Here is a 21,833-nt window from a genome sequence, read left to right as displayed (position 1 = left end):
CAGAACGAGCGCTATTTTAACAGAAGTTCAAAAATTCGCGACGAAGAAATTCGACAGCTATTTTTACCGAATGTTTTGAACAATATCTAATAGTGAGAATATCATTAACAGAAAACTTTTACTAAAGCAAAGGAGTTAATTATGAGTGAAGTACTACTAGGCAGTATTCTTTCTGCCATGTCTACCGGAGCAGGGGCATTATTTATCCTGTTCATGCGTGGCACTTTAACACACCGACTTCGCGATAACCTTTTAGCGTTCACAGCAGGGATTATGATGGCCGCATCCTTGCTGAGTCTAATTCCAGAAGCATTAAAAACAGGCGGCTATATCCAGCTTGTCGTTGGTGTTTTTTTGGGAGTGTTAATTTTAACATTATTGGAAAAAAACATTCCCCATATTGATCTCGGTCATACAAAAAAAGGAATTGAGTTTGATGAAAAAGCTTTATTGATTATTATAGCTATTACATTACATAATATTCCAGAAGGTCTTTCTGTTGGTGTAAGTTATGCCTCTGATACTGAAGGCACAGGTAATCTAATTGCCTTTGCTATTGGTCTACAAAATGCTCCAGAGGGCCTTCTTGTTGCACTATTCTTAGTCAATCAACAAATTAGTAAATTGAAAGCATTTATTGTAGCTACCTTGACTGGTGCGATTGAGATTGTCACCGGACTGCTTGGCTTCTACCTCACCTCTTATATTGGCTTTCTCGTTCCATATGGCTTGGCCTTTGCATCTGGTGCCATGTTATTCATCGTCTATAAAGAATTAATACCAGAAAGCCATGGAGATGGAAACGAGCGAACGTCGACTTATTCCTTTATTGTTGGACTTTTATTTATGATTCTACTTCTTAATATGTAGATGAAATGGATGTCTTTAGCAATGTTTCTTTTTTTAAAAGCTGTTTTCACAGGATGAATAAATTCTGAGAACAGCTTTTTTTCATTATCTTCGTTGTTTATCGATGATTTCATATCTATATTTGGGTGGGGACGTCTCTTAGATGATTTGAATGATAGTTCTGTTAATCTGACACTACTCGATGATTGGGCTTACGAAGTTTTTTAGATTATGTAGAACTCACAACGATTCGCTGAGATTGGTTCTGGTAAGTGAATGGTTGTTGAACAATAATAATCATATTGTTCACACTATGCTTTGCTTCAAAAACAGGGCTGTCTTGCACATAACTATATTCATTTATTAATACATCAAGCTCTTGACTGGAACGAATCGTAAGTTCATCTGTCATACCGTACATTTCTGCTAATTGAAACATTTCAATTCTCTTCTCTTGAATTTGATTAAACATTTTTACTGAACTGGGTTTCATGATTACTTCAGCTTCCTCCTGCCAAGTTATAGGTTGTATACAAATGGATTATTACAAATTTTCCATCCTATGTAAATAGATTCGCAAAAATAGACAAAACCTTTTAAATTTTTACATTCGTATTCAAATAGGGCTGAAAAGTATGAGAAACTCATGATTAGTGGTCAAAGAGTGTACAATTATTACGGTAGTGCCGGAATCAGTACCCTAGAAAGAGCAGTAGACATAAAAAAGATGTTTCTTTTTGAGATAATTCCCATCAGACATTTTGAACAACCTATACAAAAAAAGAGGGAAACAATTTATACAGCGTTTGCGCTTCAACATCATTCAAAATGGGTAGATTAGATATAGTAAAATAAATGGAGGCAGAATTATGATCCGACAAAGACTATTCAAAAAAGGCATTTCACTCTTTAAAAAAGATGCCAAACATTATTCAACCAATAAGCAAGAAGCAGGTAAATTATTAGGAGAAGCGGGTATAAAAGCAAATAAAAATGAAACAATGCTTAAAGGAGTTTGGACCAACCTTCAAACGCTGTTTCAAATGATAAAAGCGTGGATTTCCGGGGATTATCGGCAAATTCCAACCCGTTCTTTACTTATCATATTCGCTGCAATTGCCTATTTCGTCTCGCCCATCGATCTCATGCCAGACTTTTTATTTGGGTTCGGTTTGCTCGATGATGTAGCCATTCTCACTTTTGCTTTTAAGCAAATTGAACATGATTTACTAGCCTTTAATGCATGGAAACAAAAAGCAGAGTGATTGGATAATTATAAATCACTCTCTACCCCTCTCTTGGTATCGGCAGGAAGATATGGAATACCATTCCTTTTCACACTTCACTGTCTACTTCGATATATCCTTTATGCTCTTCATTAATTTTATAACTAACCATGAGTCCAAGACCCGTCCCTCGATCTTTTATAGCATAAAATGGTTCTCCAAGCCTTCTCAACTTTGCTTCTGGAATTCCAGGACCTTGATCGATAATCGAAATTTTTACAAATGAATCAGCAATACGATCCATTAACGATTACGAAACTACTATCATTCGATGTTATCACCAATAATATCTTTTTTAGCATGCCTATTCTTTGTTAATTTCTAGAAAATTGATTCAATTACATTCCATTACATATTAACATGATTTCGTTATTTACCTTGACTATTTTAGAATTTCTCTAATTAAAATTCAGACAATTCGGACGATAGTAATATTTTGTTATTAAAAAATTTTTGATATAATGATTTTCGTTCATGAAAACTGGGTATAAAATAGAGTAATTTTTTGCTCATTTAAAAGAGATATTTTGAATGGAGGTCACTTTATGACAAAAAGAAATTTTTACTTTGATAATGCAAAATTTATTTTGATAGCGTTTGTCGTATTCGGTCATCTCCTAAACAGTTATATTCAAGGGAGCGAGGGCATAAATGCGCTCTATAAAACCATTTATTCCTTCCATATGCCCGCTTTTATTTTAGTTTCTGGTTTTTTCGCAAAAGGATTCTATCAAAAAGGATATATTTCTAAAATTACAAAAAAACTGATTATTCCATACCTAATTTTCCAAGTCATTTATTCGATTTTCTACTTTTTTCTATATGATAAAACTACTTTAAATGTGGATCTCCTCAATCCACATTGGTCACTTTGGTTTTTAATTAGCTTATTTTTCTGGAATATCATGTTACTTGGCTTTGCAAAGTTGAAGCCACTAACTGGGATCGTAGTTGCATTCGGAATTACACTGCTCATAGGCTATGTGGACATAGTCACTAATTTCTTAAGTTTATCAAGGACTTTTGTATTTTTCCCACTGTTCCTCATTGGGTACCATCTAAAGAAAGAACATTTGGCCAAGCTGTTCAATCCAAAAATTCGGTTAGGAGCAGCCATGATTATGGTGATTGTATTTATTGGCTTTTATTTATATCCGGACATTAACTATAAATGGCTTCTTGGATCTAAGCCATATTCCGAATTAGAAACAGCAAGTATCATTTCGATGTTCAAAAGATTAGGATTCTATGGTCTAAGCTTGCTCATGGTCTTTAGTTTTCTGTCATTAATTCCTCGTGAAAGGCACTTCTTCACCAAATGGGGAGAGCAAACACTGTATGTATATTTACTTCATGGCTTTATAATACGTACATTTAGAGAAAGCAATATAAAAGGTTTCTTTACAGATGCAGAAAATTATGTAATGCTTGCGGGAATTTCCTTGTTACTAACCATTCTTTTATCAAGCAAGTTCGTAACATCACTTGCCCAACCTATCATCGAAGTACAAACAACACAATTTGTAAACTTAATCAATAAATTTTTTCTGTATCTCAAATTCTATAAAAAACGCTGGCAGGATCAATAAAAATAGGATTAGATCCCTTCTTTCCTAAGATTACCCCCTAGACTAAATGAGACTAGGGGGTTGTTTAAGCTTATCTATTTTTCATCGTTAAATTTTCGGTTGTTATTTCTTTTTTTGCTTTGCTGAGGCAAGTACGTCATAAATTTTCGCTGCGTTCATATCACTTGTAAATTCCGTGCCAAATTCTTCTCGAATTTGGTATTTAGGAAGGGCATTTTCTTTTTTTGGGATCTTTTGTTTATTCATGTGTTTTCCCTTTTCTTCCTTGTTTTGAATTACGATTTGCACCTTTCATCACATTTTCATCCATTGCAAACTCATTTGCATATTCATTTTCCGCTTGATTTCGTTTTGGCGTCTTGCTCGTTTTCAAGGCACCATCTACATTTGCTTTTCGTTTCACTTTTCATCCACCATCCTTATTCAAAGTACCTTGCTTGTTAGGATGGGGTAATTTCTTTCTATTTTATTCAGATCTCAACAACCCTGAATACGGAAAAAAATAAAGTGATACTTCAATCAGCGGGGGGCTTCATCCCCCACCTACCACTTCTTCGATTCCTCTAAGTCTTAAGGTTGGAGGTGTTACTGCCCGTTAACGCGGGATAAAGAGGTCGTACATACATCAAACGCTCACTTCAACTAATAGCAGCCGTGATTCTACATGTATTCCAACTTCATCCTTTCACACCATTATTGATGCACTTTCCCAAAATAAATCATTAATAAAAACAAGTGATTATCCCATAATATTAGTACAGTGGTTAACCACCACTGAAAAAAAGTTAGGGGCGATTACAAATGGCAAACAACAGTAATAATTTATTAGTACCGGGAATTGAACAAGCACTTGACCAAATCAAATATGAAATCGCACAAGAATTCGGAGTGCAATTAGGTGCAGAATCAACATCACGTTCAAATGGGTCTGTTGGTGGAGAAATCACCAAACGACTTGTTCAACAAGCTCAATCTCAACTACAAGGTAAATAATTATAACAAAAAAACTAAATATCTAATGGATTTAAAAAACAATTACATGCACTTTAGCATGGGTTAAACAAAGGATGACTCTAAGATAACAATTTCTCTAAAGCACTATAGGGAGAGTTGTTATTAGAGTCACCCTTTTTTATTTCGCTATTTTTACATCATTTTATTATATTCTCCAAAAAACTCCAAAAAACTCCGAAAATCTAAAAAACCTTCATTATAAACGAACTATTACAAAAAAACAATAAATATGGAAAGGATTATCCATGTTTATTAGCGAATGTAAAAGGGTATATACTAATGTTTTGAATCGAATACACAGCAATATTTATTAGCAAGTAGTAGCGGAATCATGATATGATATGATCATTCTTCTTGATTTTCCGTTATCAATTAATCGGTAAAAAAAACAGATAGCTTAAACGTATCAGAGGTGAACACACAATTGAAAAGAATATTAAAAGCTTATGATTATCCCACCTTCATCGCCATTGTGTTACTCTGCTTATTTGGTTTAGTCATGGTGTACAGCTCGAGCATGATTGCAGCAGTAGCAAGATGGGATTATGACATCGATCATTTTTATCAAAATCAAAAAAAAGCGATGCTGCTATCATTCTGTGCAATGTTTTTTATGATGATCTTTCCTTACAAATTTTTTCAGAATAAAAAAATCTTAATGATTATGATGTTCGGAATATCTGGATTACTGTTCTTTACATTTTTATTTGGGCATACAGCTGGTAATGCTCAAAGTTGGCTTAAAATTGGCGGATTTTCCATCCAGCCGGCTGAATTTTCTAAACTAGCCTTAATTATTTACTTGGCAGCCATTTACGGAAAAAGACAAGACCGTATCAATAATATGGATAAAGCCGTCATGCCACCGATTATTTTTCTTGTAACCATCTGTTTACTTATCGCGATTCAACCCGACTATGGTACGGCAGCTATTATATTCTTAATTTCTGCATCCATCATCATTTCATCTGGAATGGCCTTTAAAGGGCTGGTAAAGTTATTCTCCATATTTCTAATGTTCGCTGGGGTAGCAATTGCAGGATTCTTTGTTACAGGCAATATATCAAAGATTTTTTCTGCTAATAAAATAGCTCGTTTCACAAGCTTTTCCGATCCGTTTCAAGCAGGCGATTCTGGTCTTCAGTTAGCGAATTCATTGCTTGCAATTGGTAATGGAGGCTTAACAGGAGTTGGATTGGGAGAAAGTACGCAGAAATACGGATATTTGCCTGAAAGTCATACCGACTTTATCATTGCCATTATCGCTGAAGAGCTCGGATTCCTTGGAGTGGCCTTCGTACTGCTTACTTTAGCGTTTATTGTATTAAGGGGTCTCGTTCTATCTGCTAAATGCACCGATCCATTTGGTAGCCTTCTGCTTATTGGGATTTCCTCGATGATAGGGATTCAAGTTATTATCAATATTGGCGGCGCTACTGGTCTCATGCCGATCACTGGTATAACATTACCCTTTATAAGTTATGGAGGATCCTCACTTTTGCTTTTGATGACTTCTATTGGGATGTATCAAAATATTATTATGCGTATGAATCTAAAGGCACAGAAAGAAGCTGAAGAGCCCGTTATTCATCAGGACTTCGTATCCAATAAATAATCAAAAACCGCTGCTAGAATTCTAACAGCGGTTTTTGATTATTTAAAGTGCAAGCCGATTTTTGTCCATCCACTAAGCAAACTTAGCAGCGGGCAAAGAATGCAGAAAAGAGCAAATGGTGCATATTCAATGGTCGGTACGCCAAGTACTTGGGTAAGAAATACACCACAGACCCCCCAAGGAACAAGTGGATTTACGACAGTACCTGAATCCTCTAACACTCTTGCCAATGATTTTGCTTTCAATCCCATTGTTTCATATTCCTGCCGAAACGTTTTCCCTGGTAAAAGTATCGATAAATACTGTTCACCCGCAAGAAAATTCACTCCAATTCCAGTCAAAACAGTGGCAGAAACTAAGCGCCCGACGTTCGTCAACGTTTTCTTAACGGCTTCTAAAATGGCAGGGATAATACCTAGTTCGAATAGCAAGCCGCCCATCCCAAGGGCCAGAATCACAAGTGAAATGGAAAACATCATACTCGTAATTCCTCCTCTTGAAACAATCGAATCAAGTTGTTCTACTCCACTATTTAAAGAAAACCCTGAGTATAAAATATCAGCTATTCCGGTTACAGTCACATCAGGTGAGGTAAAAAACGTAATAATGATTGCCGTAATAATTCCAGCGGATAATGTAGGAATTGCGGAAACCTTTTTCAAAGCTAGTCCCCCAACCATAACAAATGGTAGCAAGCTCCATAGACTTATTGTTGTGTGAGTAGATAATGCAGATACCATCTCGTCCATTTCTTTTACACCTGTAACATTTGTGCTTGGGGAAAGTATGAAAAACAATACCAAACTAATCAAAAATGCTGGAATGGTTGTCCATAACATATTTCGAATATGCTCAAATAACGGAACTCCTACTGTTTCAGATGCGAGATTGGTTGTATCGGATAATGGAGACATTTTATCACCAAAGAATGCTCCAGAAATAATGGCACCTGCCGTAATTGCCAATGAAAAGTCAAGTGCAGTTGCCATCCCGATAAACGCGACGCCTACAGTAGCAGATGTTGTTAACGAGCTACCGATACATAAGCCAATTAATGAAGTTGATAAAAAAACAATCGCAAAAAAGGAGCTGCCTGAAATATATTGAAATCCATAAAACATCAGGGTCGGTATGGTCCCACTTGCCATCCAGCTCGAAATTAACATCCCAATAAAAAAGAAAATATAAATCGCACCTAAACCAGGAGCTGCACCATTTATCATAGCCTTTTCAATGATTGAGAAGGTTAGTCCTTTCATTCTTCCATAAATAATCAGAGCGAGTATGGCACCAAGTATCGGTATATGAGGCGTCATTTCATAATGAATAATTCCAATTCCAATTATAGTTAATGAGATAGCAAGAATAACCAATGCTTCTCCCATCGACAGCTTTAATTTCACATTCTTTACTTCCACCTGTTTTCCCCACTTTCATGTTGTATAAAACTACTTAGTTGCAAATGTAGAAAATTATCTACCTTTTTCACTTAGACGCTTTTAAGCGATAAAGCATAAAGTTAAATTTAAGCCAATACGCTGGATTTGTCAATCCTTTTTTCTATAAAGGGATAATACCCTATGTTGCAACTTCTCTTTCATGATTTTCAAATGTGAACAATTCGATAGGAGTAAAAAAATGAGGCTGTCCCAAAAGGGTCAGACCTCACATTCGATACACCATTTATTGTTTCATATAAAGTGAAACTTCAATCAGTCGGGGTTTTCTTCATCCCCCACTGATTGTTAGTCCCGTTCTAGTGTTGCTAAATCTTCGATAAAGCGACACTACGAACCCGATTCAACGAACTCAGACTAAGTCCGCCGCGTCCTGCGGCAACGTCTGAGTGACCCACATCCTGTGGGCCTCAACTAAACCGCTGAAGAACACAGTGGTAAGTTTCACTATATCTCACCAATCGGGCTTTTACGGGCAGTTATCCCCACCTATGCTTCTTCGGTTCCTATCAGCCTTGAGGTGAGGGCTTTACTGCCCGTTAAAGCGGGATAAACGATATATAGGCATGTCGGTCTAACTCTTTCATTATCGGACAGCCTCATTTTTTATTCACTCATATCCATTGGATTATATAACTTTACATCAGGGTTTTTGTCTTGGAACCAGCGCAGAGCGAAATCATTTTCGAAAAGGAACGCATATTTATCGTACCGATCTTTCACAAGGATACTACGTGTGCTATGAAGATTTTCATCAATCTTTTCATCCTCTGCCCAACGAGTAATCTTGCTGCCCATTCTCTCCATAATAACTTCAACGTTGTATTCATTGCGCATCCGGTGTTCAAATACTTCGAATTGTAGCTGACCTACTGCCCCTAACAAATACTCTTCCATACGTATAGTTTTGAACAACTGGATCGCTCCTTCTTGCACGAGCTGATTAATCCCTTTATGAAAATGCTTTTGTTTCATCACGTTTTTAGCGGTTACTCTCATAAATAATTCTGGAGTGAATTGTGGTAAACGGTCAAATTGATACAATTCCTTACTTGTTGTAATTGTATCACCAATTTGATAATTCCCCGTATCATAAAGACCGATAATATCACCGCCTACTGCCTCATTTACCGTATTACGATCATCAGCTAAAAATTGAGTAGAGGATGACAAGTTTATCGGTTTCCCTGTTCTACTAAGAAATACGCTCATACCACGTTCAAACTTACCTGAACATATGCGTAAAAACGCAATGCGATCACGATGCTTAGGATTCATATTCGCTTGGATTTTAAAGATAAAGCCAGAAAAATCCTCGTTTATTGGTTGAATTTCGCCTACTGTCGTATTTCGTGGCTGTGGTGCAGGAGCAAATTGTAAGTATGCATCTAAAAAAGTCTGAACGCCAAATGTCGTCAATGCACTTCCGAAAAAGACTGGACTAAGCGTTCCGGCTAGTATATTTTCTTCCGAGAACTGGTTACCAGCTTCTGAAAGCAGCATGATTTCTTCAAGCGTTTGCTCATAAAGAGGTGAATCCTTTAATGCATGATCAACTGCCAATTCTCCTTCATCATTCAAAGGAAGATACCGATCTTTCTCATCACTTTTGAATTGCTCAATTCGATTATTAAACCGGTCATAGACACCGACAAATTCTTTTCCCATTCCAATCGGCCAGTTCATTGGATACGTTTCAATTCCAAGTACTTCTTCTAGCTCAGCAAGTAACTCAAGCGGCATTTTTCCTTGACGATCCATTTTGTTAATAAACGTAAAAATCGGAATCCCGCGCATCCGGCATACCTTGAACAGCTTGATCGTTTGATCTTCAATTCCTTTAGCAGAATCCACAATCATCACAGCACTATCGACTGCCATCAGTGTACGGTATGTGTCTTCACTGAAATCTTGGTGACCTGGTGTATCTAATATATTCACACGAAAATCATCATAATCAAATTGCATGACAGATGAAGTGACTGAAATTCCACGTTGCTTTTCAATCTCCATCCAATCACTTGTCGCATACTTACCTGTTTTCCTTGCCTTAACGGTTCCTGCATCACGGATGGCACCACCAAATAAAAGCAGTTTTTCCGTTAAGGTTGTTTTCCCAGCATCCGGGTGAGAGATAATAGCAAAGGTTCTTCTTGATTGAACCTCATCGTTTAATGTATTCATATGTTTATTCCCTTCTATCCTATATAAGTGGAATGTCCACCATCAAGTTAACTAACGTCCATCTTTTCTTATTCATCACACTTTTAAATGAAGATCTTATTGTCAGTATCTCCTTCATTTATACCAATAGTTATAGTTTATGAAAGATGTTCACTCATTCTACACTTTAGAAATATATCATATCTGCTTCTTTTTTGGCTATACCCTAAGAAGAGTTACACAATAGAAAAGTACAAACGACTTGATCAACCTCAGGCATAGCATAAGACAAGGTGGTAGGCTGCTTTCGCTAGACACCAAAAATTATTGAAGAAACTTAGATTTTTTTAGCTTTTTATAAAAAGCGCAAACGACTTTGAGGAACTTCAACAAACAAGAGGACGAAAGCGGTGAAGCTAACATTTTGACAATGAAAAACGTGTGAAACCGCAGTTTCACACAATTGAGTCATAATCCGTTTAAATAACCATATTATTTAACACAGCTTTCATTTTTTAAATAGTCGCTTTAGTTTGACACCTATTGCTTTTGTCGTTTTGTTTGCTGCTTCTTTTGCCAATATTTTTTTGCTTCTTTTATCAACAAAGGAGCAACTAATACGGCAACACGTTTTAGCATCTTTTTCTTCATACTAGAACCCTGCTTTCTTTCGAATTAAGCGTTAATAAATCACCACTCTCTATCCTCCTGTTTAACCTAAGAAGGAAAATTTAAAACATACTTGCTTTATTTATGTATGTTTTAACAGCTGATAATTCAGGTATAAGAAATTACTTTTTAGGATACGATAGAAAATGTCATTTTGATGAAAGATAGTGATTGAGATTTAAAATGATTTGTTTTACAATTTGATTAGATAATATTTAGAAAAATGAAACGAATTCACATATTAGCAAGCATCCACAACTAGTGGAATTTTGCTAATATATGAATGGCTTATTTTTACTAATAAGCTTTACCATATATTAATATTTGCTTAATTTTTAGGAGGATTTATCGAATGACAGTTACTGGTAAAGTTAAATGGTTTAATGGTGAAAAAGGATTTGGATTTATTGAGGTAGAAGGCGGCGACGATGTATTTGTACATTTCTCTGCAATCCAAGGAGAAGGTTTCAAAAATCTTGACGAAGGTCAAGACGTCGAATTCGAAATTGAAGAAGGCAACCGCGGACCTCAAGCTAAAAATGTTGTAAAACTATAATCTACCTTAATGGGTAAAGATGCTGCCACTTGGCCGCATCTTTTTTATTGTAATGTTGGAAATAAAGTGAAACTTCAATTAGTAGAGTTTCTTCATCCCACTGATTGTTAGTCCCGCTCAACAATCTTTTCTATTTTTCAAATTGAAGTGATCCTTCAAACGATCGGGCAACTCAACAATGGTTTGATTAAGCACATCAAGCTTTGCTTCAAATCGATGAAGCAAATACAACGTGACAATAATTGGAAAACCAACATCACTGACAAATGTTAGAAGTTCATTCATATCGTTCACCTCCCCTCACTCTCGTTATACCTCCAAACTTTGAAAAAGTAGCAGCAGATTATAAATTATGTACCATTGAAATACGATTAGGCCCTGACCAATAAGTAGGATAAAATATGCTTAGATGTCCGAGAAGAAATAGTTTTTATAGTTTTGCATGTTGTAAATAATTGTGAACCGGGCTTTTTGAACAACCTTTAGTCATAGATAGAGTTCTTAGAAAGTGAGGTAACCGAATGAAATCAATCTTTCTTTTGTTTCACAGCTGGTTTAACAGAAAAGATCAGTCACTTCCCTCAACACATGCTTCTTTCAAGATTGGTCATCGAGGTGCTTGTGGGCATTGCCCTGAAAACACAATCGCTTCCTTTAAAAAAGCTTTAGAATATCATGTTGATTACATTGAACTTGATATTCAAATGAGCCTTGATAGAAAGATTGTTGTCTTTCATGATTCAACCTTGGAGAGGACAACAAATGGAAAGGGAAGGGTTCAGGATTTTACATATGAGGAGTTGGCTAAATTAGATGCTGGTGGTTGGTATGGCGAGCAGTTTAAAGGAGAGAGAATTCCCCTATTAAGCACTGTATTGGATGAAATCTTACCCTTTGCTGGGATTTTAATTGAAATAAAGCATCCCGAACACTATCCTGATATTGAATTGGCACTAGCTCATGAGCTTAAGAACAGATTGCAAGTAAGCATCGAGTCTCCAAAAGTGATGGTCCAATCTTTCAATATCACTTCAATTAAAAAGTTCCACGAGCTTTTACCAGAAGTCCCAGTCGGGATCCTAATCAAACATAATCCAAAAGGAATATCAAACAAAGCTTTACTGAAATATTCACAATTTGCTTCATTTATCAATCCCAAAAGAACGATGATGAACGAAAGGCTAAAACAAAGAATACATGCATGTGGAATGATGGCATTCACTTGGACGGTCAATAATCGGAAGCATGTCCATTCATTTGAGAAAATGAAACTTGATGGAATTGCGACTGATTTCCCTGAATATTTCAGTTTAAACGAATAGAATAGCGGACCTGTTACTTGATTTCCTTTAATATGAGCAATTCTCAATAAGTGCGTGTTCAAAAAGGAGGTTAAAAAGAGCCGAGAAGTTCGAGAGCGTATCTCGAAAGGACCGGAGCGTATGTAGTTAATACGTGAGAACCGGAGAGACAGAGCTTTGAAGCAATTCGACAGCTATTTTTACCGAACTTTTTGAACATCCTCTATAAACAACAGAGGTATTAAAAGCATCATAACGGATACTTCTAATACCTCCTCTTTGTTCATGGACAGTTAAATTAAATCGTGTACTATTTTAATAGCATTGGAATGAACGAATTTGATCCGCGTCTACACCAAAGTAAACCCACCGTTGCAAGTTTCTTCTCCAGCGGTATCCTGCAACAGAATATCTGCCAACATAAGTTGGATAAAACCAAAAGCCTCTGCCGCTTTCGAGCCAAATATAGGTATTTCGGTACAAACAACCCCTTAAACTACCTGGATCTACAGCTTTCAAAAGCCCGCCACTTAATTGCGGAACAAATAATGGAGGTGCCGCTGTTGGCGGTCCATCATGATGATCATGGCCATGACCCCCTCCTTGTGGGGGTGGTCCCGGATACTGTCCATGCCCCCCTCCTTGTGGGGGTCCCGGATACTGTCCATGGCCTCCTCCTTGTGGGGGTGGTCCCGGATACTGTCCATGGCCTCCTCCTTGTGGGGGTGGTCCCGGATATTGTCCGGGTCCTCCTCCTTGTGGGGGTGGTCCCGGATATTGTCCGGGTCCTCCTCCTTGTGGAGGTGGTCCCGGATATTGTCCGGGTCCTCCTCCTTGTGGAGGTGGTCCCGGATATTGTCCGGGTCCTCCTCCTTGTGGGGGTGGTCCCGGATATTGTCGGGGTCCCCCTCCTTGTGGGGGTGATCCAGGGTACTGTCCATATCCACCTCCTTGTGGTGATTGGTTTGGATACCTAAATCCTCCATCGAATAAAGGTTGATTCAAATTTTCCCACTGAGGACTTGGCAATTGCTCTGGATTATCCATTGCCTGTCTAGCTAACACCTCGTCATACTCCCCATAATTATCATATTCATTAGAGTAAGGATCATTACTCTGCTCATTAACATACTGATTTCCTTCAAAATTAAATCGGGAATTTGGGTTGAACGGATTCATTTACCTTCACCTCGAATTTACTTTATCATTACCCTTTACACTATGTAGGCATCTACCCTACCGTACCTTGTTTCATATCCATTCTTTCTTTAAAATAGTGATGGTGTTACAGTCTGTTAAAAGGGAATAAAACAATTCCTCAGGAACGATGTATCCACAATTTCCGTAAGGAGGAACCTTCTTCCTTACTAAAAAAACTTGTATATTTAATATAATTTGTTATAGTGTAGGTAGAGTTTTTAACTAGAAAATGAGGGGTTCCTATGTGGGAATTATTGCTTGACTTTGATTATCAAACCTTTCTTAACGCAATGATGGCTGGATGTATTCTCGCCCTCTTTATTCCTGTTTCAGCCATTTATTTTATTCATAAAAATGACTTTTTTACGCAAGGCAAAGGGCAGGATGCTCACCAAATCCTGCAACTGAAGCATGCATATATATCTGCAGAATTTTTTGAATGCAGAGGAATTCAACGTTTTTTTATAGTGATTCGCAGAAAAGAGTCTCCTGATGACTCAGATGAACCAGCTTCCCTTCTCGTTGTTTAGATCAATTAAACAAAACGAGGAGGAAATATATTGAAGAAAAATATGATCGTAATTGTTTCAATACTTACACTTATGTTAACTGGTTGCCAAGCCACTTCTGGATCAGGTGATGGATTTTTCCAAACATTCCTGATTAATCCGTTGATTTGGCTGCTTGAATTCAATGCTCAGCTATTCCATGGAAATTACGGGTTAAGCATCATCTTAGTAACACTACTCATTCGCATTCTCATTCTTCCTTTAACAATGAAGCAGTACAAAACACAGCTTCATATGAAGGGTAAAATGGACAACTTAAAACCTGAAATGGCGGCCATTCAAGAAAGAATCAAACAAACAAAAGATCCAGTAAAAAAACAAGAACTTCAAAAAGAAATGATGGCATTGTACCAAAAACACGGAGTCAACCCTTTAAATATGGGCTGTCTGCCTATGTTAATTCAAATGCCGATTTTGATGGGCTTTTATTATGCCATTAAAGCATCACATGAGATTGCGACACATAGCTTCCTATGGTATAACCTTGGACAGGCAGATATGATCATGGCCGTAATTGCAGGTGTGATTTATTACCTACAATTCAAGGTTTCCCTAAAACAAATGCCTACTGAACAACAAAAGAACATGAAGTTCATGGGCTTACTTTCACCCGTTATGATTCTCTTTGTTTCGTTTTCAGCACCTGCAGCTTTGCCTCTCTATTGGTCAGTTGGAGGACTATTCATGATCATTCAAACGTACACATTACAAAAATTATATAAACGCGAACCGAAACAAGAAGTACTCATTTCTCCTGAAACGTTAAAAGACTCATGAAATGAGCACGTTATATCGATTCATCCACTGATATTTACTTAGCTAAAAAACCCGACTTTATCTCAAGTCGGGTTTTTGTCATATCGTTTAGTTAAGAGTCGGTTTGGCAATTTTCGAAAAGAACGCCGTTACATAATCAAAGTCTGTATAAAAAAACAACAGCAGATCATCAGGCTTTGAAAGTTCCCACGCTTCGCGGTACGCATCAGGTTCTTTTGGAACAATAAGTACATTTTGCTTATTCATATGCTTTGCGATCGCAGTTTCTTTCATTATATTAGCAACTTCCAATGGCTCTCTTCCTCGAAGATTATCATCCTCCTTCAACAAGAGGATATCTGAATGCTTGCTTAGTAACGCTGCCATTTTTCTTAGATCATCATCTTTCCGATCACCAGGTCCAGCAATCACAGACACAACTCTCCGTTTAGCGAAGTTTTTAACGGTATCAAATATCGCAGCGAGGCCACTTACATTATGTGCATAGTCAATTATTATTTTCCTCCCATTTAATTCCCTTATATTAAATCGACCCTTTGAAAGTTCACTATCTGGATAAAAACATAACGCTCTTTCTCTTAACTGATCCATCGGGACGCCTTGTGAATAGGCAGCAGCTAATGCTTGAAGCAGATTTGATAGATTATGTTTTGCCGTACCATTAATCGTAATTGGAATATCGCTCCCTAACAGAAAACGTTCTTTTTTCCCCCCAGACGCATACATAATCCAACCAGAATTGTTTACATACCAAACTACCACCCCTTCTTGCAGCGCTTTTTTCACAAAACGATTATGCTCAGTAAGTGATGTATAAATAATTTGTCCTTTACTATGTGAACTCATCTTGGCAACTTGCGAATCTTCAGCATTTAATATGCAGTATCCTGTCTCATGCACCACTTCAGCAATTAGTCGTTTCAGCTTTACTAATTGTTCAAACGTAACGATGCCATCACTACCAAGATGATCTTCAGCTACATTTGTTATGATGCCAACATCACAATGCCTAAAGGCAAGCCCCTCCCGTAAAATACCGCCTCGTGCAGTTTCAAGAACCGCATAATCAACATTCGGATTTGCTAACACTTTACTCGCACTTATCGGTCCGCTACAATCTCCTTCATCTATACATTGACTGCCAATGTATACACCATCAGAATTCGCCATTCCTACTGTTCGTCCGTCTTCAGACAAGAAATGAGAAACGAGCCTTGCTGTTGTCGTTTTACCATTCGTACCGGTTATCGCAATAATCGGGATCGCGGCTTCCGTTCTTTCTTTAAAAAGATAATTCACAATGGCTGCCCCAACATCTCGCTTTTTTCCCTCACTTGGATAATGATGCATTCTAATGCCGGGTGCTGCATTGACCTCAATAATAGCTACTTCATCTTGATTTAAAGGTTTTGAAATATCCGGACAAATCAAATCTATCCCTGCTATATCTAGATTAATTGCTTTTGCTGCCGACACGGCTATCTCTTTAATAGTAGCGTGCACTTGATCTGTTACATCAATTGCTTTTCCACCAGTTGACAAATTTGCGTTCCCCACTACTTGAATAATGTCACCTTTTTCTGGAATGGATTGCAAAGACAAATTCATTTTTTCTAAATAACATATAACAGAGTGAGCTAAAGGGATTTTTGTCATTGGTTTTTCATGATCGTCGCCTCGAAGCGGGTTTTTATTTTCCAATTCAATAAGCGCTTGGATTGTATCAGTACCATTTCCTATAATAAAAGGGGGAATTCTCATACTTGCCGCAACAAGTTGACCATTTACCACAAGAAGCCGATAATCGTGTCCTTCGTAATAGCGCTCGATAATATATGACTCTCCTTGCGGTTCAAGACAATTGACAACATTGAACAATTGTTCACGATTCTTAATATTCGTCATCACCCCTTGTCCTTGTCGCCCCTTCAGTGGTTTAAGGACAAGGGGATAGCCGATTAAATCAGCCTTCTGGAAGATTTCCTCGAGCGTCTGGGCGACCACCCCAATCGGCACTGGCAAACCGCAACTTGTTAAAATATCCTTGGTCATTTGTTTATCACAGGATTGTTCAACAGCTAAATTTGAGGTTTGGCTCGTAATCGTAGCTTGGACAAACTTTTGCCTCGAACCAGTACCAAGTCTCAATAAACTATCGTCCCCTAGTTGCTGAACAGGAATCTCTTCCTGTAGAGCTGCTTGATAAATAGCTTCGGTACTTGGACCTAATTTATTCGAATAGTATAGTTCCGCAATTTCATCCACGTAAGATTCAATTTTTACAGGTTTTGAATTCGAGAGGATGCTCTCGACGATTTTCACTGCAGAATTAAATGCACAAAGACCTGATTGCTCCTCTTTATAGCTATACGTAACATAATAGATACCTGGATTTTCCCCTGCAATGGTTTTCCCGCGTCTTACTTCAATTCCTGCTAAATTTTGTAGTTCAATGGCTATATGCTCTAAGATATGTCCCATCCAAGTACCTCGCTTGAGACGATCAAAGAAACCACCAGTATAGCCTTTAGAACATGTATGAGAAAGAAGTGAAGGGATCGATTCCATCAATGCTTCGTTGAATCCTGGTATGATATCTGAAGGCTGATATTCCAATTCTTCAATATCCAACTCGATAAGCAAGGTAGGCGAATATGAAAAGTAATTTGGCCCCTTTAAATATCTGACTCGATTAATCTTCATTTCTTCTTCCCCTTTTTTATGAGTTGTCTTTTTAATAAATCAAAGTGATATCCTTTTGTAAGTGTATGAAGTGCGAAGTTAGAAATCGTTAATTCCTCACTTCCGTTTTCTGAAGCTATGATATCTACAAAATCACTATTTCTACCATCAATGACTAATACTTGATGCTCACCAAACACTTCAAATTGATCGTCCTTGACAAGGATAGCTGTATTTTCATCTATCCCAATCCCGATAACTTCCCTATTTTCCGCAATGACACTCAGCAAGCGATCGAATCTTCCTCTTTGAGAAAAATGTTGATCAATGATGAACTTGTCGAGAAATCCAAATCCCGCTCCGAGTTCAACTTTCAATTTATCATCGTCAAGTTTCGTATCCGAAGCAACAATCATTTGATGTGCCATAATGGATGCACCTGCACTTGTTCCACCTAGAATCAATCCATTTCTCCAAGTGTCCATTAATGCATCATGAAGGATTGTACCTCTAATAATGTCTGCGAGTCGACTTTGATCCCCACCTGTAATAAATACAGCCGCAAGTGATGCGATTCGTGCCCGAATTTCAGGAGAATTAGCTTCTGCTCTATTTGTAATGGACAATATATCAATATCCTTAACATCCAATTGATGAAAGGTGCGAATATAGTCTTCACACACCTCTTCTGGAATCTCACTTGCTGTTGGGATAATTCCAATTGCTCCTGATCTTCCCTTAGCCAAATCGACAAACAAATTTAATACTTCTCCTTGCGGACACTTTTTTTCAGCTCCACCAATTATTAATAACTCACCAACACTCATGAATTTTGATCACCTTTATAAAATAATTTGTTTTCCAAATACCCATCATGTACTTCTTTTGAAAAAATCATACCTATCTATTATGATTTTTCGTATTAAAAATATGCATGTGAAATCAGAAATTTTATAAATCTAGTGGTTTGGAATTTTTTTTATGAGGAAGAATACGTGTGAATAGGATACAAGGACTGGGTAAATTGGCAGTATCGTTCCAAAAATCAAAATAAAGGAGAAAACAGCTTTGGCTAAAGGTAAAGAGATAACAAATCATTCCAAAATAAAAAAAGAAGTACGGATGAGTTATAAATGGCTATGTATGATATTGATTTCTGTTCTATCATTAACAGCGTTTAACACAAATCATACTGTAGTTGATGGCATGAGTCATGAAAAACTAAATAAAACAAAGGAAAATACTGCAAACTCATTTCCGACAGTTACAGCTAATTCTAAACCTACTATCAGGAATGGCCACTTAAATTACGGACTCTCATCCGATACTCCTTTTACAGGTATTCTAAGCTATTTATTATATTCGGGTAATCCAGATTCATTAATATTACAATTCTTTGATGAAAGTTTATTACAAACAGATGAGAACTATACGTTTAATAATGAGGGTGCTGCAACATACGAAATGTCTGAAGATAATAAAACGATCACATTAACGATTAAAGATCATGTAAAGTGGCATGACGGAGCACCTGTCACAGGTGCGGATTTAGAATATGCATTTCTTGTAATCGGTAGTCCGGACTATACAGGTGTCAGATATGATAAACAAATGCAAATGGTTGCAGGTATGGAAGCATACCATGCAGGAAAAGTAGAGTACATTTCTGGCATTAAAGTAGACGGCCAAAAAATCTCCATTACTTATAAAGAAGCGAATCCATCCTTACTTACAGGCGGTGTTTGGACATATCCGATGCATAAAGAATATTTGAAAGAGGTAGCCATCGCTGACTTGGAAGCTTCTGATAAAATCCGGAAAACTCCGATTGGTTTCGGACCATTTCAAGTAAATAAAATTATTCCTGGTGAAGCAGTCGAGTTTATTGCGAATAATGAATATTGGCAAGGAAAACCTCAACTCGGAAGTATTACACTTAAAGTGATTAACCCTGACTTAGCGGTTAAAGCTATCGAAACAGGCGAATTAGATATTGTTGAAATTTCAGCTGATCAATATGATCAAGCTAAAAAATTGCAGAACATTGAAACGCTAGGATATATTGGATTTTCCTATTCATATATCGGCTTTAAATTAGGGCACTTTGACGCAATAACTAAAACAACAAAAATGGACAATCCCAAAATGGCTAACATAAAACTTCGTCAAGCAATGGCCTATGCGATCGATAATAAATCTGTTGGAGAAAAAGTTTATAAGGGACTTCGTTCCCCTGCCAACACTGTAATTCCAGCGATCTCTCACTATCATAACTCCGATATCACAGGATATTCACTACATCAAGAAAAATCAAAACAACTATTGGATGATGCGGGTTATATAGATATAGATGGGGATGGGATACGTGAAGATTTAAAAGGAAAGAAATTTACGATCCATTTTGCTTCTATGAATGGAGATGCGAATTCAGAGCTACTTGCACGCTATTATATTCAACAATGGGGTGATATTGGTTTGGATGTTCAACTCGTTGATGGACGCCTTCAAGAGTTTAACTCATTTTATGATATGGTAGAATTGGACGATCCGAAAATTGATATTTACCAAGCAGCATGGCAAACAGGTTCTGATCCAGACCCATCTGGAATCTGGGATAAAAACTCAGATTATAACTATACACGTTGGGTGAATGATAAAAGTCAAGAATTACTGGCAAAAGGATTGTCTCCTGAAGCCTTCGATGAAAAATACCGTAAAGATGTTTATGATGAATGGCAGCAACTTGTTCATGACGAAGTACCAATGATTCCTACTTTATACCGTTATAATCTCGCCGCTGCAAATCTACGTATTAAAAATTTCGACTTCAAATTTACTGACTGGTCTAAAGTTGCTGTAACTGCTGAAAATGCTGTAAGATAAAGTGATACTTCATATAATAGTGTAACGTAAAGAAAGGTGTTTTTTTAATGGTCAAAGTAATAAATAATCAAGAAATTGTACAATACATAAAGGATCTTGTGTCCATTCCAAGTCCTTCAGGTTATACAGAAGCAGCAATCTCATATGTAGAAAAGTTCATGGTTAATAGGAACATTCCCTATATTATTTCAAACAAAGGCGCCTTGATCGCAACAATTAAGGGAGTAAATGATAGTAAGCATCGACTATTAACCGCACATGTGGATACACTTGGAGCGATGGTGAAAGAAATTAAGAGTAGCGGGCGTCTAGTTTTGAGCATGATTGGTGGATTTCGCTGGAATTCTGTTGAAGGAGAATACTGTAAAATCCACACAGCAGACGGAAAAGTTATCACAGGTACAATCTTAATCAATCAAACATCGGTTCATGTGTACAAAAATGCAGGTGATGCAAAACGAGACGAAACGACAATTGAAGTGCGAATCGATGAAGTAGTCAAAACAAAGGCTGAAACAGAAGCAATTGGCATCTCTGTTGGCGATTTCGTGTCATTTGAACCACGTGTAGAAGAAACAGAAAGCGGCTTTTTGAAATCTAGACACTTAGATGACAAAGCAAGCGTTGGCATCTTGTTACATTTGATCGATATCATTCAAAAAGAAAAAATCACCCTTCCCTTTACAACTCATTTCCTTATTTCAAATAATGAAGAGATTGGATATGGTGGGAATTCCAATATTCCGCCTGAAACAGTTGAGTATATTGCTGTTGATATGGGGGCAATCGGAGACGGTCAGGCAACGGATGAATACAGTGTTTCTATTTGTGCTAAAGATTCTTCAGGACCTTACCATTACAAACTTCGGCAGCATCTAATTGAGGTAGCGAAGAATAATAATGTGGATTATCGGGTCGATATTTACCCTTATTACGGTTCAGATGCATCAGCGGCAGTACGTGCTGGTTTTGATATTGCTCATGGATTAATCGGCCCTGGCATTGATGCATCACACGCATTTGAAAGAACGCATATTTCCTCATTGAAACATACAGCAACTTTACTTTATCACTATTTGCAATCTGAATTAATCTAAAGAATGCTGCAAATAACGAGTTTTCACCTTTAATACGACAGCGACGGTTGTATTTACAGTTTTTTTCTTAATTTTTTGGCAGGATTTGAAGGACGACGTGTAAAGGTAATTTCTTTTAATACGTCA

At 37.3% G+C, this 21,833-nt stretch carries 20 protein-coding genes and 1 pseudogene; 11 read left to right on the top strand and 10 right to left on the bottom strand.

Annotated features, from left to right (window positions below; all coding sequences use genetic code 11):
- The first annotated feature begins 141 nt into the window (after positions 1 to 141).
- Positions 142 to 870, top strand: coding sequence for a ZIP family metal transporter (locus tag JNUCC23_RS07345; protein ID WP_454215050.1), 729 nt, complete (start codon positions 142 to 144; stop codon positions 868 to 870).
- Positions 871 to 1,078: 208 nt separating this feature from the next.
- On the opposite strand, the gene JNUCC23_RS07340 is transcribed toward JNUCC23_RS07345, so the two are convergent.
- A complete protein-coding gene (locus JNUCC23_RS07340) occupies positions 1,079 to 1,342 on the bottom strand; it encodes an aspartyl-phosphate phosphatase Spo0E family protein (protein ID WP_062181740.1) in 264 nt (87 codons plus the stop codon).
- Positions 1,343 to 1,718: 376 nt separating this feature from the next.
- On the opposite strand from JNUCC23_RS07340, the gene JNUCC23_RS07335 reads away from it, so the two are divergent.
- Positions 1,719 to 2,114: a YkvA family protein gene (locus JNUCC23_RS07335; RefSeq protein ID WP_403073030.1), complete on the top strand. Its 396-nt coding sequence runs from the start codon at positions 1,719 to 1,721 to the stop codon at positions 2,112 to 2,114.
- 70 nt (positions 2,115 to 2,184) lie between these two features.
- On the opposite strand, the pseudogene JNUCC23_RS07330 reads toward JNUCC23_RS07335, so the two are convergent.
- Positions 2,185 to 2,367, bottom strand: a pseudogene (locus JNUCC23_RS07330) (ATP-binding protein); the annotation flags it as partial.
- 313 nt (positions 2,368 to 2,680) lie between these two features.
- Here JNUCC23_RS07330 and JNUCC23_RS07325 point away from each other — a divergent pair.
- On the top strand, positions 2,681 to 3,724 hold the full coding sequence (locus JNUCC23_RS07325) for an acyltransferase family protein (protein WP_454215047.1): 1,044 nt from the start codon (positions 2,681 to 2,683) through the stop codon (positions 3,722 to 3,724).
- Positions 3,725 to 3,826: 102 nt separating this feature from the next.
- Here JNUCC23_RS07325 and JNUCC23_RS07320 read toward each other — a convergent pair whose 3' ends face one another.
- Entirely contained in the window at positions 3,827 to 3,970 is a 144-nt protein-coding gene (locus JNUCC23_RS07320) for a hypothetical protein (protein WP_454215045.1), read from the bottom strand.
- A complete protein-coding gene (locus JNUCC23_RS07315; protein ID WP_062181754.1) occupies positions 3,963 to 4,127 on the bottom strand; it encodes a hypothetical protein in 165 nt (54 codons plus the stop codon). Before JNUCC23_RS07315 ends, JNUCC23_RS07320 begins: the two co-directional genes overlap by 8 nt.
- Before the next feature lie 398 nt (positions 4,128 to 4,525).
- Between JNUCC23_RS07315 and JNUCC23_RS07310 the strand changes: the two genes are divergently transcribed.
- Together JNUCC23_RS07310 and JNUCC23_RS07305 are read left to right on the top strand one after the other, a co-directional pair.
- Positions 4,526 to 4,717, top strand: coding sequence for a small, acid-soluble spore protein, alpha/beta type (locus JNUCC23_RS07310; protein WP_400625301.1), 192 nt, complete (start codon positions 4,526 to 4,528; stop codon positions 4,715 to 4,717).
- 445 nt (positions 4,718 to 5,162) lie between these two features.
- Entirely contained in the window at positions 5,163 to 6,353 is a 1,191-nt protein-coding gene (locus JNUCC23_RS07305; protein ID WP_403073022.1) for an FtsW/RodA/SpoVE family cell cycle protein, read from the top strand.
- A 38-nt stretch (positions 6,354 to 6,391) separates the two neighbouring features.
- On the opposite strand, the gene nhaC is transcribed toward JNUCC23_RS07305, so the two are convergent.
- A complete protein-coding gene (gene nhaC / locus JNUCC23_RS07300; protein ID WP_062183328.1) occupies positions 6,392 to 7,738 on the bottom strand; it encodes a Na+/H+ antiporter NhaC in 1,347 nt (448 codons plus the stop codon).
- A 678-nt stretch (positions 7,739 to 8,416) separates the two neighbouring features.
- Positions 8,417 to 9,994 (bottom strand): peptide chain release factor 3, encoded by a 1,578-nt coding sequence (locus JNUCC23_RS07295; RefSeq protein WP_062181760.1) that lies wholly within the window; start codon positions 9,992 to 9,994, stop codon positions 8,417 to 8,419.
- Between the two features lie 1,000 nt (positions 9,995 to 10,994).
- On the opposite strand from JNUCC23_RS07295, the gene cspD reads away from it, so the two are divergent.
- Entirely contained in the window at positions 10,995 to 11,198 is a 204-nt protein-coding gene (gene cspD, locus JNUCC23_RS07290) for a cold-shock protein CspD (protein ID WP_062181764.1), read from the top strand.
- A gap of 117 nt (positions 11,199 to 11,315) precedes the next feature.
- On the opposite strand, the gene JNUCC23_RS07285 is transcribed toward cspD, so the two are convergent.
- Positions 11,316 to 11,483: a YvrJ family protein gene (locus JNUCC23_RS07285; RefSeq protein ID WP_062181767.1), complete on the bottom strand. Its 168-nt coding sequence runs from the start codon at positions 11,481 to 11,483 to the stop codon at positions 11,316 to 11,318.
- A gap of 236 nt (positions 11,484 to 11,719) precedes the next feature.
- On the opposite strand from JNUCC23_RS07285, the gene JNUCC23_RS07280 reads away from it, so the two are divergent.
- Positions 11,720 to 12,520: a glycerophosphodiester phosphodiesterase gene (locus JNUCC23_RS07280; RefSeq protein WP_454215041.1), complete on the top strand. Its 801-nt coding sequence runs from the start codon at positions 11,720 to 11,722 to the stop codon at positions 12,518 to 12,520.
- A 509-nt stretch (positions 12,521 to 13,029) separates the two neighbouring features.
- On the opposite strand, the gene JNUCC23_RS07275 is transcribed toward JNUCC23_RS07280, so the two are convergent.
- Complete coding sequence (locus tag JNUCC23_RS07275) at positions 13,030 to 13,440, bottom strand: hypothetical protein (protein WP_454215039.1); 411 nt, start codon at positions 13,438 to 13,440, stop codon at positions 13,030 to 13,032.
- A 501-nt stretch (positions 13,441 to 13,941) separates the two neighbouring features.
- Here JNUCC23_RS07275 and JNUCC23_RS07270 point away from each other — a divergent pair.
- Together JNUCC23_RS07270 and yidC are read left to right on the top strand one after the other, a co-directional pair.
- A complete protein-coding gene (locus JNUCC23_RS07270) occupies positions 13,942 to 14,229 on the top strand; it encodes a hypothetical protein (RefSeq protein WP_062181773.1) in 288 nt (95 codons plus the stop codon).
- 30 nt (positions 14,230 to 14,259) lie between these two features.
- Positions 14,260 to 15,045, top strand: a complete 786-nt coding sequence (gene yidC, locus JNUCC23_RS07265; protein ID WP_454215037.1) for a membrane protein insertase YidC — start codon at positions 14,260 to 14,262, stop codon at positions 15,043 to 15,045.
- Positions 15,046 to 15,132: 87 nt separating this feature from the next.
- On the opposite strand, the gene cphA is transcribed toward yidC, so the two are convergent.
- Entirely contained in the window at positions 15,133 to 17,748 is a 2,616-nt protein-coding gene (cphA, locus tag JNUCC23_RS07260) for a cyanophycin synthetase (RefSeq protein WP_454215035.1), read from the bottom strand.
- Positions 17,745 to 18,554, bottom strand: coding sequence for a cyanophycinase (locus JNUCC23_RS07255; RefSeq protein WP_454215033.1), 810 nt, complete (start codon positions 18,552 to 18,554; stop codon positions 17,745 to 17,747). Before JNUCC23_RS07255 ends, cphA begins: the two co-directional genes overlap by 4 nt.
- Before the next feature lie 295 nt (positions 18,555 to 18,849).
- On the opposite strand from JNUCC23_RS07255, the gene opp4A reads away from it, so the two are divergent.
- Positions 18,850 to 20,610, top strand: a complete 1,761-nt coding sequence (gene opp4A, locus JNUCC23_RS07250) for an oligopeptide ABC transporter substrate-binding protein (protein ID WP_454216003.1) — start codon at positions 18,850 to 18,852, stop codon at positions 20,608 to 20,610.
- 47 nt (positions 20,611 to 20,657) lie between these two features.
- On the top strand, positions 20,658 to 21,707 hold the full coding sequence (locus tag JNUCC23_RS07245) for a M42 family metallopeptidase (RefSeq protein ID WP_454215031.1): 1,050 nt from the start codon (positions 20,658 to 20,660) through the stop codon (positions 21,705 to 21,707).
- Positions 21,708 to 21,833 lie beyond the last annotated feature (126 nt).

Source organism: Peribacillus sp. JNUCC 23 (genome assembly GCF_053653995.1).
The sequence above is the reverse complement of the archived record's forward strand: the minus strand, read 5'-3'. Positions and strand labels throughout refer to the sequence as shown.